The sequence below is a fragment of the Psychrobacter sp. AOP7-B1-24 genome, assembly GCF_052376215.1.
Classification (GTDB): Bacteria; Pseudomonadota; Gammaproteobacteria; order Pseudomonadales; family Moraxellaceae; genus Psychrobacter.
Genome location: NZ_JBQSVL010000025.1, coordinates 12,351 through 27,512 on the forward strand (window position 1 = coordinate 12,351; position 15,162 = coordinate 27,512).

Annotated in this window: 11 protein-coding genes; 7 read left to right on the top strand and 4 right to left on the bottom strand. The window is 40.7% G+C overall.

The window, feature by feature from the left end:
* Window positions 1–157 precede the first annotated feature (157 nt).
* The 3 genes from ACT3QP_RS07085 (at window position 158) to ACT3QP_RS07095 (ending at window position 2,514) form a co-directional block, all read left to right on the top strand.
* Window positions 158–1,393, top strand: coding sequence for a lipoprotein-releasing ABC transporter permease subunit (locus tag ACT3QP_RS07085; protein WP_444525006.1), 1,236 nt, complete (start codon window positions 158–160; stop codon window positions 1,391–1,393).
* Between the two features lie 104 nt (window positions 1,394–1,497).
* Window positions 1,498–2,178, top strand: a complete 681-nt coding sequence (lolD, locus tag ACT3QP_RS07090) for a lipoprotein-releasing ABC transporter ATP-binding protein LolD (RefSeq protein WP_444525007.1) — start codon at window positions 1,498–1,500, stop codon at window positions 2,176–2,178.
* 27 nt (window positions 2,179–2,205) lie between these two features.
* On the top strand, window positions 2,206–2,514 hold the full coding sequence (locus tag ACT3QP_RS07095; RefSeq protein WP_444525008.1) for a hypothetical protein: 309 nt from the start codon (window positions 2,206–2,208) through the stop codon (window positions 2,512–2,514).
* 94 nt (window positions 2,515–2,608) lie between these two features.
* Here ACT3QP_RS07095 and ACT3QP_RS07100 read toward each other — a convergent pair whose 3' ends face one another.
* Window positions 2,609–3,184 carry a DUF2062 domain-containing protein gene (locus ACT3QP_RS07100; protein WP_444525009.1) on the bottom strand — a complete coding sequence of 192 codons (576 nt, stop codon included), beginning with the start codon at window positions 3,182–3,184 and terminating at the stop codon, window positions 2,609–2,611.
* A gap of 327 nt (window positions 3,185–3,511) precedes the next feature.
* Between ACT3QP_RS07100 and ACT3QP_RS07105 the strand changes: the two genes are divergently transcribed.
* From ACT3QP_RS07105 to ACT3QP_RS07120, 4 genes are all read left to right on the top strand, one after another.
* A complete protein-coding gene (locus ACT3QP_RS07105; RefSeq protein ID WP_444525010.1) occupies window positions 3,512–6,508 on the top strand; it encodes a ComEC/Rec2 family competence protein in 2,997 nt (998 codons plus the stop codon).
* A gap of 411 nt (window positions 6,509–6,919) precedes the next feature.
* Window positions 6,920–7,972: a signal peptide peptidase SppA gene (gene sppA, locus ACT3QP_RS07110; RefSeq protein WP_444525011.1), complete on the top strand. Its 1,053-nt coding sequence runs from the start codon at window positions 6,920–6,922 to the stop codon at window positions 7,970–7,972.
* Window positions 7,973–8,122: 150 nt separating this feature from the next.
* Complete coding sequence (locus ACT3QP_RS07115; protein WP_444525012.1) at window positions 8,123–9,010, top strand: alpha/beta fold hydrolase; 888 nt, start codon at window positions 8,123–8,125, stop codon at window positions 9,008–9,010.
* An 80-nt stretch (window positions 9,011–9,090) separates the two neighbouring features.
* Complete coding sequence (locus ACT3QP_RS07120) at window positions 9,091–9,879, top strand: lysostaphin resistance A-like protein (protein ID WP_444525013.1); 789 nt, start codon at window positions 9,091–9,093, stop codon at window positions 9,877–9,879.
* 128 nt (window positions 9,880–10,007) lie between these two features.
* Here the strand turns inward: ACT3QP_RS07120 and dusA are convergent, their stop codons facing one another.
* The 3 genes from dusA to ACT3QP_RS07135 all read right to left on the bottom strand — a co-directional run bounded on the left by dusA (window position 10,008) and on the right by ACT3QP_RS07135 (window position 14,728).
* The gene (gene dusA / locus ACT3QP_RS07125) at window positions 10,008–10,979 is read right to left on the bottom strand and encodes a tRNA dihydrouridine(20/20a) synthase DusA (RefSeq protein ID WP_444525014.1); all 972 of its coding nucleotides are present in this window, start codon (window positions 10,977–10,979) and stop codon (window positions 10,008–10,010) included.
* A 127-nt stretch (window positions 10,980–11,106) separates the two neighbouring features.
* Window positions 11,107–12,312 carry an MFS transporter gene (locus ACT3QP_RS07130; protein ID WP_444525015.1) on the bottom strand — a complete coding sequence of 402 codons (1,206 nt, stop codon included), beginning with the start codon at window positions 12,310–12,312 and terminating at the stop codon, window positions 11,107–11,109.
* Window positions 12,313–13,075: 763 nt separating this feature from the next.
* A complete protein-coding gene (locus ACT3QP_RS07135; protein ID WP_444525016.1) occupies window positions 13,076–14,728 on the bottom strand; it encodes a phospholipase D family protein in 1,653 nt (550 codons plus the stop codon).
* Window positions 14,729–15,162: the final 434 nt, after the last annotated feature.

A 15,162-nucleotide genomic window follows, 5' to 3' on the forward strand; every position in this document is an offset into this window, starting at 1 on the left:
TCATACTCAGTTTTTGCTAATGATTGGCACATATCCGCGAATTTGTGTCAAACTAGCTCCCTTTTGACGGCTGTCTTTGGCTCGTCTGGAACCCAATTTGTGTGCTCGTTTTATAGTACATATAAAGTCGCACGTAGATAAGATAAAGAGTTTGAATATGTTTCGTCCTTTAGCGTTGTTTATCGGCTTACGATATACCCGAGCAGAGCGTAGTAATGGTTTTATCTCCTTTATCTCGCTTATCTCGATGATTGGTTTGACTCTTGGTGTTGCTGTCTTGATTACAGTGCTGTCGGTCATGAATGGTTTTGATCGGGAGTTGAAAACTCGTATTTTAGGTATGGTGCCGCAAGCAACGGTCGTCTCCTCAGAAATTATCAGTGATTGGCGAGAATTGGCGGATAAGATTGAAGAAGATCCAGAAGTTGCTGCGGTGGCACCTTTTATCCAATTGCAAGGGATGTTGACATCAAATAGTCAGGTCGCAGGCATTATGGTGACGGGTATTGATCCTGAGTATGAGAAAAAAGTGTCTATCATTGATGATCATATGGTTGCTGGTAGTATTGATACACTAGAAGACGGTGATTTTAGTATTGTATTGGGCGAAGAGATGGTGCAGTCATTAGGACTGCAATTAGGTGACAAAGTCACGCTAGTGTTGCCAGAGGCATCGCCTTCACCAGCAGGCGTGATACCGCGTTTTAAACGTTTTACTTTAACCGGTATTTTTAGTATTAGCCCTGAAGTGGACAGTTTAATGGCTTTTATTCCTATGGGTGATGCAGCAAAACTAATGCGTCTGCCTGAAGGGGCACAAGGTGTGCGTATGAAGCTCCATGATATTTTTACTGCGCCAATAGAGTCAGAAAAAGCGGCAGCACTAGCGCCTGGCAAACTGTATCCCAATGACTGGACACAAACGCATGGTAACTTATTCGGTGCGATTCAAATGGAAAAAGCGATGGTAGGGTTATTGCTTTTCTTAATCATATTAGTCGCCGCCTTTAACATTGTGTCAAGTTTGGTCATGCTCGTTACGGACAAAAAAGCTGATATTGCGATTTTGAAAACCTTTGGTGCCTCTCCGCGCTTAATTACTCATGTATTCATGGTACAGGGTGTGGTCATTGGGTTTATTGGTACGATTGCTGGCACGATATTGGGCATCATATTTGCACTTACTGTTAGTGATATTTTAGGCTTTATCAATCAAACCTTTAGTCTCAACTTATTTGATGCTTATTTTGTTAACTATCTGCCATCGCAGTTACGTTTCGTAGATGTGGTATTAATTACAGGTGCTTCATTTACTCTGAGCTTCTTGGCCACTATTTATCCCGCACGTCGAGCAGCTAAAATCCAGCCAGCCCAGACACTGCGTTACGAATAAATAATTTTGTGAGCGAGTGGGGTCATTGAGCGCTCGGATTTATGCAGGATTCATAACACCAAATAAATCATTAATACTCGTATAAATAGAATAAAGGAAATGCCATGTCTGTTATCTTAGAGGCAAAAAATATCAACAAGATATATGATGAGGGGGCGGTCAGTACGCAAGTATTGACTGGCTTGGATTTGACGGTCAAGCCTGGTGAGCGCATCGCTATTGTTGGAACTAGTGGTTCCGGTAAGAGTACCTTGCTACATTTGCTTGGGGGGTTGGATACACCAACTAGCGGTGAGGTCTGGCTACATGGGCAGTTATTAAATAGCATGAATGAAACTGAGCGTGGTGCGATGCGTAATAAGCATTTGGGGTTTATTTATCAGTTTCATCATCTGTTGGCTGAGTTTACGGCTATCGAAAACGTCGCGATGCCGCTACTAATGAGACCGAAAGTATCAACGACTGAAGCGCGTCAACAAGCGATTGAAATCCTAGAAAGCGTCGGTCTTGAGCATCGTTTGATGCATAGACCTGGTGAGTTGTCAGGTGGTGAGCGTCAACGAGTAGCGATTGCTCGTGCGTTGGTGACTAAGCCATCACTTATCTTGGCAGATGAACCAACAGGCAACTTGGATTATGACAATGCGCAAAGTGTTTTTGGACTGTTGTCAGAGTTGCAAAACACCATGCAAACGGCTTTATTAATGGTAACGCATGATCGTAATTTAGCGGCACTGGCAGATCGTCAGCTCTTACTTCGCAATGGATATTGGGCAGAGTATTAAGTCTCTCAGCGCTGATAAGGAGAAATTATGATGAATAAAAATGAAGATCCAATTGCTGCTTTTGGTAGCGCTGAAGAGGGTAACGAGCCATTAAATCCTTATATGGACCCAACGTTATTTGATACCATTGATAAACAAACGCAAATAGATTTGCTCACCCCTGTTTTTGATGCCATTACTTTGGCAGGTGTGGATTACTATCTACAAGCTCAAGACAGTGCAATAGGCAAGCGTTATACACTGTCTAAAGGCGACAAAGTATTGGATGTGTTTGTAATGGATAATAACCTGACTGACAATGTTATAGGCGCAATCAATAAGAGTAAAAAAGACTGAGTCTTATAATTTAAGAAAAGGACTAACTTTATTTTATTTCAAGTTTTGAATTTAGTAGGGATACTGAAGGTAGTGGGGTAGCGATTAAAAACCATTAAGAATCATCACTTTTGGCAGACGTTTTCTCTCGACGTTCCTGCCAACTGGTGACTGTTTTGTAGCGCCAAATAGCCTTAAAAGCCAGTCCACAAACGATGCTAGTCATCACAGCTAAAAGTATCAGTCCGATACAAAATGCGGTAAGAGATACAGTGCCACGATAGGTAACAAACGGATTGACCCCATCTGACAACGCCCACAAACTAAAATCAGCGATCATCCGTCCAATAAGCCTAAGGCTGAGTGGCGGTACGTCTAGAATTTTTGCACCGATATAATAGCCTGCATAAAAGATAGGTAGGCTCGTCAGTGGATTAGTAATCCAAGTCAAACCAAGCGCCATAGGTACGTTGGCACGGAAAATCAATGAACCAACTAAGGCAATTAGCATTTGTCCTGGTAATGGAAAAAATGCAGTCAACACACCAATATAAACCGCTTTATTTAAACTGTGACGATTAAAGTGCCATAATCGTGGATCAGCCAAATGCGGTGCAAACAGTTTTAAGGTGCGACTTTCTAGAATTTTCTCTGGTGTAGGAAGCAGGCTTTTCAGACGTTTTTGGGGCACAGGATCGCCTTTAATCGTTAACTTCAGCCCGACAATCGTCTTGATGGACTGTTATAAGGTATTATTAATAAAAAATACGAGCAAGATTATATAATATGATAATGTCAGAGTATCGTTATCGTACTATGTATGAGCAGTATAGGGTAATATAAATACAAATGCTATTGCCTGTCATGACGTAACCGTTATTGTTGAGCGGGAAGTCTTTTAATTGGCGTGTGTGTTAAATATTCACAAATAGTCGTTATTAGGGGTATGAGCGTGATAGCCTAATACTCAACATAGTTTGTATACCGAAACATTCATCTCATCAAGCAAGGAGTGCTGGTGTATTGGTTAATTGCTAGCTTAATCATTATTGTGATGATAGGCGTTTTGGCGGCTGCGGATAGTATGTCGATGCCAGTGCGTCCTTTGTTGTCAGATATGACAGCTATTTCTATTTTACCTTTATTACTCATTGCTCTCGCCATTATTTTGATTTTCATCACACAATTTAATATACCGTCAGCAAAATTCAGTCACTTGTCGAAAAAGTCTCCTAGTTATCCTGCGGGCTGTTTTGTTGTTTATCCAAAACCTTTTATTCGTATTGTTAATCGTGTTTTAGTCGTTATATTGGCTATTGGTCTAGTACTCGGTAGTGCCATGCAGGCAATAGTCAGTCATCAGCAAGCAGAAATGACAGAGATTACCAAGACGATGCGCGTGCAAGCACTGGTCACTATCGAAGGGATAAGCGATAGTGTCTATGATGCTACGACAGATAGTGGCTATCGGCAAGTGGCGATTATTAGCCACATATCACCATTAATCTCTGAGTTAACACCGCAAGAATTAGACAGTATCACCGCTGAGTTTTTAGCAAATCATAGTAATAGCCTAAGCAATAATTTGTATGATGAAAACCTGTATAACAAAAACTCGCATGACAAAAATCTACATAACCAGCACCTAGAGAAAACCGCTGTTACTGATGCAAAACATCGTATATTGCTAAATGCTTATCCAAAAAAACAAAATGCTGAGAAACCTCACAATAATAGTCCACATGCAAGTTTAAATCGCTTACAGCCAGGTGATCAGCGGCTAATGACGTTAGCACTTGCGCCACTCGCTACTTCTGAGCAAGCATTGAACAATCCGTCTGGTTTTGACAGCTATCGTTGGTTGCGAGGTCGCCATATCGATGGTGTCGCAAATATATTGACGGTTAGTACGGTGGCTATGAATCATGATGGATCATTAGATGTAGTACCTGACTCAACCTCCTACCTTCAGCGCTTTCGTACCTGGATTGAGCAAGGGCGCTGGCAATTACGGCAGCATTTTTATACAGATTGGCACGCGCAATCTATCGAACAGCAGCAGGCAAAAGCGGTTACTTTGAGCTTGCTAACAGGTGATCGGAGTCTAATCAACCGTGAGATCAAAGACTTATACCAACTGGCAGGTATCTCACATCTGCTTGCCATATCAGGCACGCATGTATTGTTTCTAGCAATCATACTGGCTGGCATAGTGGCACTGATTTTTGATCGATTATGTCCTGCAGTGTACCGTTATGTCCCACGCTGGCAAATGCGTTGGTGGGTAATGATTGGTGCTGCCTTTATCTACGCGTTATTTACTGGATTTGATGTACCCGCTGCTCGTACTGCATGGATGCTACTGGCGATAGGTTTGGTGCGTGTGACCTTATTACCTATTAGTACCATGCGTGTGTTGTGCGCATTGGCGGTGCTGATGGCATGGCGTGATCCTTATGTATTGTGGCAGGCAGGATATTGGTTATCCTTTATAGCGGTCGCACTATTACTTAAATATGAAGATAGGTCTTATAAGTCTACGCAACTATCTGTCTCTAGTCATGGGGATATGCTTCATACTGCTGATGTAATGAATATTTTGTCTAAGCGTATGTGGTTAATATGTCGACGCATATTCAAACTACAGTTTTGGCTGTTTATTACGTTACTGCCCATTACGTTGTTATTATTTGGCAAGGTGTCGCTATGGGGACTTTTGATCAATCTATTTGCCATTGGTTTATTTGGTTGGGTGATTGTACCGCTCAACCTATTGGCTGGACTTTTTTATCTTTTATTACCGGCTGTCGCTGACCAGATATGGGTGTTGGTTGGTGCTATTGTTGCGGCTTTACATGAGCTAATGACTTGGTTGACTTCATTGCCAGTTTTATCAGACGCATGGCTCTATACGCCAATAAATATGGCTATTTTACTGATGGCATTTTTAAGTATATTGCCTTGGTTGTTACCAAAAGGGTTTATGAGTCGTTGGCTCGCCGTCCCACCTTTAACCTTATTGGTAATGACGGTCTATGCCAATCAACAGTCCTTAGCGACGACGCCAACATTGTACATCTTGCCAACGGGTGATCAGTACATTAGCGCTGTTCTGCTGCAATACCCCGTTACCAATGAAGAAGCTAGTGATAAAAACATCAGTTGGTTATTCTTAGCGGATCACAGATCTCAAGTGACACGAACAATGCCAACTCATCTAACAGTGGATGCGCTCTCTACAACGTTAAAACAGCAGTTGGGCAGTTTGTCTGTTAATCAATTACAAGGCGTTATCATACAAAGCAGTAGTATCGGATTGACTAATACGCTCGACACTGACAATAAAGGTACTGATAATAAAAGTGCTGATGTGGGTCATTCTGAGATATTGCCTTTGACGGTTATACAGCTTAATCAGCATTTACCTATTAGTGAGTATTGGCAGGCAGGGCGCTCAGATCGTTGGCTAAGGCTTCAACATGCTTATCAAGTAGCCAATCAATTTAACAAAAAGTCTAATATCAGTGTGCAACGTTGCGAACAAGGTAAAACATGGCAAGCAACGAACGGTGATTTGTCTATCACTGCCATGACAGGGTGGAGCGAGATAGATGATGCCAGTGTGTGGGATTGCTCACTGGCAATTGATACAGCTTTGCCAGTACAAGTATTAAGATATAACGCAGCTGACCCTCTCAAACCCTTGCCAGCAGTATTGCAAGATGTTTCATCGAATCTATCAGGTGTGATAGATCAAACAGCATTTACTAACTCGCGTCTTGTTTTGGATGCAGATAGATATCAGCGTGTTTGGCAAATGTGGACGTTATTGTGTTCAGCAAACCCATCCTTTAATCAAGAATTAATGTTTTCCAATACCTTATGGCTTGGCCACAGCACATCACAAATTACTGCTGACGTAATAAACCGTCAAAGAATTAATGACGTTATAACCTATGATGATAAAGCGCTCGAGATAGCATTGCCTCTAGTAACTGATGCTAATGATAACTAGTCATAACGAGTTATGATGCTAACTTATACCATTCACAAGAATACGATTAGCTGTGTCAAAATAGCTTAGCCTACAGCGTGTAGTGCTTGCACTCTTTTTCCTTGCTACTCTAATTTTTGTGAATGGTATTATTTAGAAGTATCATGGTTTAGGGGCTCTCGTTTGAATTGAAGACAGGCTCTAATAATGAACTGTAAGAATATCATTGATGTTTTCAGAGTTACAATATAGTGATATTTCACAGTTATACTATTGAACCATGATTGAAATAAGCCCATACTTAGCAGGCTTATTTATACAGATGATGACTACCGTAAAACCATAAGCAGTGTGAGAAATCACTGCTTATGGTAGGTGTTTTTGATATCCTCTTTTTTATTGTTTTAGATTGTTTCTGACCTAGGAAGTTATATGCCCAACTGGCCACCAGACCCTAATAAACGTCCTGATACTTCGGCAAATCAGCCAACGCCGATACAACAGCCAAGCCCACCGAGTGGACAAGAATGGCGACTGCTAGAAAACACATTATTGGCTAGTGTGGTTGAACAACGCCGCGCTCGTCGTTGGAGTATCTTTTTTAAATTATTAACTTTTGGTTATATCTTGTTGATATTTTTAACTCTTGGTCGTGGTTGTAGCAGCACACCAACAGGTATAGATGCAGTGGATACCAGTGAGCCACATTTGGCAGTCGTTGAGCTGCAAGGCGTCATTAGTAGTGGTGATGAAGCCAATGCTTATGATGTTAATGAAGCATTGACACGTGCTTTTGAAAATAGTAACTCAAAAGCGGTAGTGCTAGATATCAACTCACCTGGTGGCTCGCCTGTACAGTCTGATGAAATTTGGCAAACTATGATGGAGTTGCGTCAAGAGTATCCAGATAAGAAATTATATGCAGTGATTGGTGATATTGGTGCCTCTGGTGCTTACTATATTGCTTCTGCAGCAGATGAAATCTATGTCAACCCTTCAAGCTTGGTTGGCTCGATCGGTGTGATTATGTCAAGCTACAACGTCGAAGGTCTGATGGATAAAGTTGGTGTGAAAGATCGCACGATGACCGCTGGTGAGTATAAAGATATATTAAGTATGTCGCGTCCGTTGACTGACTATGAAGAAGCGCACGTTGATAAGGTCTTAGCGAATACGCATAAGCACTTTATCGACGCTGTAAAAGAAGGTCGTGGCGACCGTCTAAAAGATCCTGAACAGAATAAACTATTCTCAGGCTTATTTTGGACAGGCGAGCAATCGATTGAGCTAGGCTTAGCAGACAAGACAGGTAGTATCGCGAGTCTAGAGAAAGAGTTAGAGCTTGATACCGCGATCAACTATAGTCCAACAGATCCTCTAGAGTCATTTATGGATCGTTTCGCTGTTAAGTTAGGCGCAGGTATTGGCTCAAGTGTTAACCTTGGCGTTCTACCGCAAGAAGATGGCAATGTAGAGATGCATTAAGTATTTTGTATTTTAGATTTACTGTGTATGATTGATAAGGCTGAGCATATGATTATGCTCAGCCTTCTTACCTATATATTAGGTATATTAGATATGTCAGATTTGATAATGATACATAAGCTGTCCATAATGATTTGATGAGAGCCTGTTATGATTGAGAATAATAATTTGCCAGCCTTTAGCACATTGCCTATTTCTAAGATAACTCAAAAGCCTGTTATTCATTTTGCTCATGCCAACGGTATGCCAAGCGCCGTTTATGCACCTTTTTTTGAGTATTTATCAGAATTTTTTACGATTGAATACATTGCGATGCTCGGCGACACGGCGGGTTATCCGGTAGATGATCATTGGCGTAGTCTGACGCAGCAAGTTATTGATAGCGTAAAACAAGCCTGTGAGAAGCATGGTGTTGCACAGGTGGTGGCAGTCGGTCATTCGCTTGGCGCAATGTGTACATTGCAGGCGCTGTATCGAGAGCCGAAGTATTTTGCACAAGCAGTACTGATGGATCCGCCTTGGATATATGGCAAGTCTAGTTTGCTTTGGCATGTGGCAAAAAACATCGATAAATTACCATTGATGAATCACCGTCTGATGGATAATTTGTCACCTTCTGGTGTATCCAAGCATCGCCGTGATGTTTGGGACAGTCGAGCAGAGGCTTATGACAAGATGCGCCATAAAGGGTTTTTTAAGAATTTTGATGAGCGCAGTTTTCAAGGATACATTGATCATGGTTTGCATCAGCGTGCCGATGGAAAGGTAACATTGGCGATTCCCAAATCTAAAGAAGTGGCTGTGTTCCGTACCAATCCTTCTTGGTACTGGCTAACACCAAATCATGCTCCTAAGGTACCAGTCACCTTGATTATCGGTGAAGACAGTATCTTTCTAAAACGTCGTTTCCCGCAGCAAATACAGTCGCGTTTGCGTATTCCCTATATTACTCATGCAGGCGGTCATATGTTCCCACTTGAGTATCCAAAATCGGTGGCGCAGCAGGTATTAACATTGATTGAGCAGCAGCTATTGTAAGAGAGCTATTAAACTAAAACGTTCTAAAACAAGCGTTCATTATTAGGGTCTGCTGAACAGACTGTTGGATGACAATTTTTATGCTAAAAACGACGACGGATACACACCGACATGGCGTACCATCTAATCTTGCACCATTATTTTCAGGCTTGGGGGCGTTTTTACTGACGGTAGGGATGGTGTTGGCATTTTTTATCAGCCAGTTGTTAGGCGTCTATATCGCTGGCAAGCTAGTACTGCCTTCTGACCAAAACTCTAACATGAGTGATATCTTCTTTTTTGGTGGTAATGACGGTACGGTCGTGAGCCTTTCCATTATAGTAGGTTGTGTGTTTATAACGCTGCTTAGTATTGGTATCATTCGTTTGAAGAGAGGTTATATTCGTCAGTATCTAAGGTTAAAGCCATTTTCCTTGTCAGTCGGTATAAAGATGGTGGGGCTGCTGTTGCTTTTTATGATTGGCAGTCAGGTATTGACATATTTTCTTGATGAGACACCGCTGTCGTTTGTCGATCCGCTATATGAATCTGTCAGTTCAGTTTGGTTATTGGTCTTTGCCATGGTAGTGGTCGCCCCTTTATATGAGGAGTTGGTGTTTCGCGGTATTTTATGGTCGGCTATCGCTGAGCAGTTTCCTGCAACCTCATATTCAGAGCATCGAGGGGCAATCATTGCTAGTATCGTGACCAGTCTGATATTTGCGATCATTCATGTGCAGTATGGTATTTATGAAATCAGTACGATCGTCGTGCTGGCATTGATATTTTGCTATGCACGTGTCAAATCAGGATCGCTATTACTGCCAATGTTATTGCATATCGCTAATAATGCGGCAGCGATGTGGCAATATATGGCGCAAGCTGCGTGAGTAAACAATGGCTATTTGTGACTTTTTCTATGTTTATAAATGCTATGTTTATAAATGCTATTTTTATCAATTTTTTAGGTCTTCATCAACATCGTCAGACATAGCCATTATCATGATTGTAGCGTCAATTACACATCTGGATTTAACAGTAATATTTCATCTGCGGCTCTTTTAATATCATCAATTTTTAGCTGCGGTTTACCACTCAAAGCCTGACGCCATTTACGTGCGCCCATTAATCCTTGAAATAATCCTAAGTAATGTCGGGTCATCGTTGGTAGTGCTTCGCCTTTGGCGACTTGCTCTTCGAGATAGGGGTACAGTTGCGCTAAAATATCTGAGCGCTTGGGTGCTGGCTCGCCCCATAAGCTATTGGCTTCTGCTAATAGGTAAGGGTTGTGATAAAACGCACGACCAATCATCACACCGTCAACATATTGTAAGTGCTCTTCAATATCAGCTATTGTTTCAATCCCACCATTGATTTCGATGTCGAGCGCTGGGAAATCTTGTTTGAGGCGGTACACATCCTCATAGCGCAGTGGTGGTATCTCACGGTTTTGCTTAGGACTTAAGCCTTGTAGCCACGCAGTACGTGCGTGCACGATAAAACGTGTACAACCAGATTCTGCGACTGTCTGTACAAAATCTACCATAAACTCATAACTGTCAAAGTCATCAATGCCGATACGGTGTTTGACCGTTACAGGAATATCAACGGCTGCTTGCATGTGTTTGACCAGTTCAGCGACGGTTTTAGGTTCTGCCATTAGGCAAGCGCCTATTTTATTGTGCTGTACACGATCAGAGGGACAACCAACGTTGATGTTGACCTCATCATAACCATGCTGCTGAGCAAACTCAGCGCATTGGGTCATGTTGCTATTGTCTGCGCCACCTAGTTGCAGTACCAACGGATGCTCAAGCGTATCAAAACGTAGATGCCGTGAGCGATTTCCATGTATCAATGCACCAGTACTGATCATCTCAGTATATAAATAAACATGTGGATTAAACAGTCGTGCAAAATAACGATAATCCGTCGTTGTCCAGTCGATCATGGGTGCAACAGACAGTCTTTTATTGGTCATATCAACCATGATGGTTAAGCCTTAGTGTTTTTAATCTTTGAAAGTTGGGTTTTAACGCAGAGAGTTTTATGGCAAATAAATATTCTCATTGAGTATGTTTGACAAAATTTAGCCATGTTTAAAATGAGAATAAGCTTTAGATCACCTGATCGATTTTTTTGGCTTCAGGTAAGTTATAAAAATAAATACCCATTATTATGCCGATAAAACCGATAAACGCAATATAGAGTGCGGGTGAGAAAGCCACATAAAGAGTGGCATAGCCAAGCCCAAAAGGCACCATCACTCCGACAATACCGTACGCTATATTATAACAAAGAGCCATTCCTGTGAGTCTAACATTGGTTGGAAATAAATGGACAAGAATGGTGGGTATCATACCAACAATACCCGCAAAAAACCCTAAAAGTGCATACATAATGAGGATGTAGTCACCGCTTGCTTGTAGGTGGTAAAAAAATGCTAACATTTGAACGATTAATAGAATAGAACCAATGGTCAAGACTTTGCCGAAGTTTTGATGGTTAGATATTATTCCATAAAATATACAACCAAAAATCATGAATATAATACCCAAACTGTGCGAAAATCCAAATATATCACTATCTAATGTAAATTGTAATTCAATCAGTTCAGGTAATAACAGCACGACCACGGTTGTTATACTAGAGATGATAAACGTGAGAACCGTACCGATAAACAATGCATGTTTGCAATGTTTGAAGAGCAGGTTGAATGGTTTGGCAATATAATTGCTGGGTTTTGATTGTTTCATTTCAAGAAAAAACGGTGACTCATCTATCCATCGCCATGCTAACAATGGTACTAAGCTCAAGATGGCAGCGATAAAAAAGGGTAAGCGCCAGCCGTAATCCAATAGTTGTTCGGTTGTTATGGAGTTGGTCAGCCATAGAAAAAAAGCATTAGAAAATAATACGCCCACATAAAAACTGGCAGTGACATAGCTACAGACCACTGATGAATATTGCCGCGGTACGTGCTCTGCTACAAAAATTAAAGCCAGCGGCACATAAACCCCAAATGCCATACCTTGTATAATTCGTAATATAATAAACAAGATAGGTGCAATTAACCCCCATTGTGCATAAGTTGGTAGGCTAGCCATTCCTAATAAGCTGAGAGCAGTTACTAATATACTAATCAAGAGTACGGGTTTGCGACCTGTAATATCACCATAACGACCAAAGAGAATGCCGCCAAGCGGCCGTGCTAAATAGCCAATCGTAAATAGTCCCAATCCTTGTATCTTTGTAATAGTAGAGTCGATGTTAGCAGGGAAAAAAGCGGTTGCTACGATATCTGCAATATACAAATAAATCAAAAAATGCCACAGCACTGCTAAAGCAGATAAACATTACTGTATTTCTGTCTTGCGAAGATATCAGTGCATATTGGGAACGGGAAGGCATAATAGATCACGCATATATGAAGGTATTCGTTAAGCTAGTTGCTATAGTCATTCCACTATAAAATTATTACAGCGTTAACCTCGTTTGAAGTATTAGATATACCTCTACATTCGGCTGCCTTGTACTATTTTTAAATTGAATCGAATCGACTATATATAGATAACCAGCTGTAATAAAAAACGGCAAATCATTATAAATGAATAGGGCGTGTTGAACATTCAAATATTAGGGCTGCTGATTGCTAAAATTGCACCAAACTAGGCGCAAGCCGCCGATAATGTCGAGACCTTAGCTAGGCTTGCAACAACGTTTGGGGTGATTTTAGCATCAGCCTTTCAGGGCAGTACTCTTTTTTGCCAATATATGGCGAAATTGTTTCACCTAGAATGACTAGGCATCAAAAATTTCACTGCATATTGTCTAAAAAATAGTCACTGCCAGCACCATATTTGAATGTTCAACACGCCCTAGTAATTTGCCGAAAAAATAAAGATTTATGAGCTGAAAAATGCTTACGTCATAATATCGAGTTAATAATAATTCAATTTGAAAAGTCACTTAGTAACGCTATGTTACTCACACTTGAATGACTGTATTTAAAACACAGGCCCTAATATGATTGGAGGTAAGATATCGAGTGAAAATACTGTAAGTAGAAGGGTTGGAGGGGCTTGGCTATAGTAGCCAGTCAATCGGTAACCATGACATAATCGTCAGCCATACATGGTCACTGACATCGACGCGTGGCTCTGAATCGTACACTACCTTTTTATTGTTTTCCATGGTTTGCCACTGTAGCTTGCCATTGTCTAATAGCTTAACTTCATATGCTTGACTTAATAGATCATCACTAAGCGCCGCATGTAACTGTTTTGCTAGCTCATCATCATTGATAATCACGCCCATTTCGGTATTGATATTAGCAGAACGAGGGTCGACATTATATGAGCCAATGAATACTTGATGGTCATCAACAGCAAATGTTTTTGCATGTAAGCTAGTTGAGGATTGACTACGAGCTTTCCATAGTTTGTTTTCACGTTTTTCTGCAGCAGCAGTGGACTTCAGCTCGTATATTTTGACACCTGCACGTAGCAGGTTAGGTCGCCATTGGCTATAGCCAGAATGAACAGCAGTCACATCTGTGGCATCAAAAGAGTTGGTTAATATTTTGATATCGATGCCAGACTCAGCCAGTTTTACCAGTGTATTGACACCATCTTTGGTAGGTACAAAGTAAGAGGAAATAATTGTTAACTGCTTGGTTGGTCTACCTAACAGGGTACGTAGTTGATGCACCAAATTGGTATCAGTTGGAACGGATTTTGTTAATTTTCCAACATCATCACTCAAAAACTGCATGTCTGTCCAACGGAAAGGCACGCGCTTATTGATTAAATCATTATCTATGGTTGATTCTTCGATAGCTGTTTTATAAATCATCAAATCATTATTGTCATTGTTATCTGGGTCATTGTTATCTGGACCAAGTTTATCCAATGCTGCGACAAAATCTGACGTTTCATTATCATTGGCAGTCACCAAAGTTTCGATATCGAATGACAAAGGTGATGACCAGTAACTTGCAAAACTATTATCAATGTCTGCAACGACTTTACCAATCAGCAAAACATCCAAATCTGCAAATTGGCTATTTTTATCATTACTGAGATACTCATTGCCAATATTACGTCCGCCAATAATCGTAATCTGCTTGTCAAATGTCATGCTTTTATTGTGCATACGGCGATTGATGCGTGGCAGTCCAGTAACATAATTTAAGGTTTGAAATTTACGGTGCATCAATGGATTGATAATACGTACCGCGATGTTAGGGTGACTAGCAAACCGTAATAAATGTTGATCGAAAATGGCGTCATTATTAAAATCATCTAACAATAAACGCACAATCACGCCACGTTCAGCGGCTTTCCACAGATCTCTCAATAGTAATTGACCAGCTTGGTCATTGTGCCAAATATAATACTGTGCATCGATACTGCGTGTGGCCATATCTGTCAATATGCTGCGAGAGGCAAATGCATTAGCACCAGTCACGATAGGATGGTAGCCTGATAGTTCTGGGTGGATATCATTTTGTGCACTAACGGCTTCGCCCAAATCAATATTATTGGTTATAGATGTTTTGTTTTCTTCAATGGGTTGGCTACTTTCTTGTTGGTATAAGGTATTTATGCGAGCTGATAGTGCTAGACTTTCAGGTAAATGTGGTTGTTTTGGTAAACTCTGGCACCCAACCAATCCTAACGTAAGTCCTAGCGTTAGACTCATTGGTAGGTTGTTTGGATCTAGACTGAACATCGACATAAATGAGTTACCTTAGTGAGCCCTACTAAATACTTTATATTTTGAAAAATAAGCCTGTTGTTATTGTGTATTTTTGATACAGGATAGCACTGATTTTGAGAGGAATGACAATATTGTCAAAAGTAAAATGCTGCTAAGCATATCAGCTGTCGGTATCCGTGCCTATTATAAATACATTGTTTTCATTTGTGTGTGTCTACATTTGTAAAATAGTAATAAAAATAAGATAAATTGCTGTCAGGGGAGAAAAGGGTCTAGCGTTGTTAGGTTTATATATAGATGGTGAGTGATTGAGTTGAGATTAGGATCTAATTTCAGCAATATATTTAACAGATAATTTATCTGCTATTTAGTTATCGTTTATCCTCAAACTTACCTTGGTATATAGCACATTGCTATTCAAAAATAACATTTGATAATCATCTGAAACCAGC

Excerpts from the sequence above, each read along its gene's own strand:
- ACT3QP_RS07085 (WP_444525006.1), top strand. The coding sequence starts at position 158 with ATGTTTCGTCCTTTAGCGTTGTTTATCGGCTTACGATATACCCGAGCA.
- lolD (WP_444525007.1), top strand. The coding sequence starts at position 1,498 with ATGTCTGTTATCTTAGAGGCAAAAAATATCAACAAGATATATGATGAG.
- ACT3QP_RS07095 (WP_444525008.1), top strand. The coding sequence starts at position 2,206 with ATGATGAATAAAAATGAAGATCCAATTGCTGCTTTTGGTAGCGCTGAA.
- sppA (WP_444525011.1), top strand. The coding sequence starts at position 6,920 with ATGCCCAACTGGCCACCAGACCCTAATAAACGTCCTGATACTTCGGCA.
- ACT3QP_RS07115 (WP_444525012.1), top strand. The coding sequence starts at position 8,123 with ATGATTGAGAATAATAATTTGCCAGCCTTTAGCACATTGCCTATTTCT.
- ACT3QP_RS07120 (WP_444525013.1), top strand. The coding sequence starts at position 9,091 with ATGCTAAAAACGACGACGGATACACACCGACATGGCGTACCATCTAAT.
- dusA (WP_444525014.1), bottom strand. The coding sequence starts at position 10,979 with ATGGTTGATATGACCAATAAAAGACTGTCTGTTGCACCCATGATCGAC.
- ACT3QP_RS07135 (WP_444525016.1), bottom strand. The coding sequence starts at position 14,728 with ATGTCGATGTTCAGTCTAGATCCAAACAACCTACCAATGAGTCTAACG.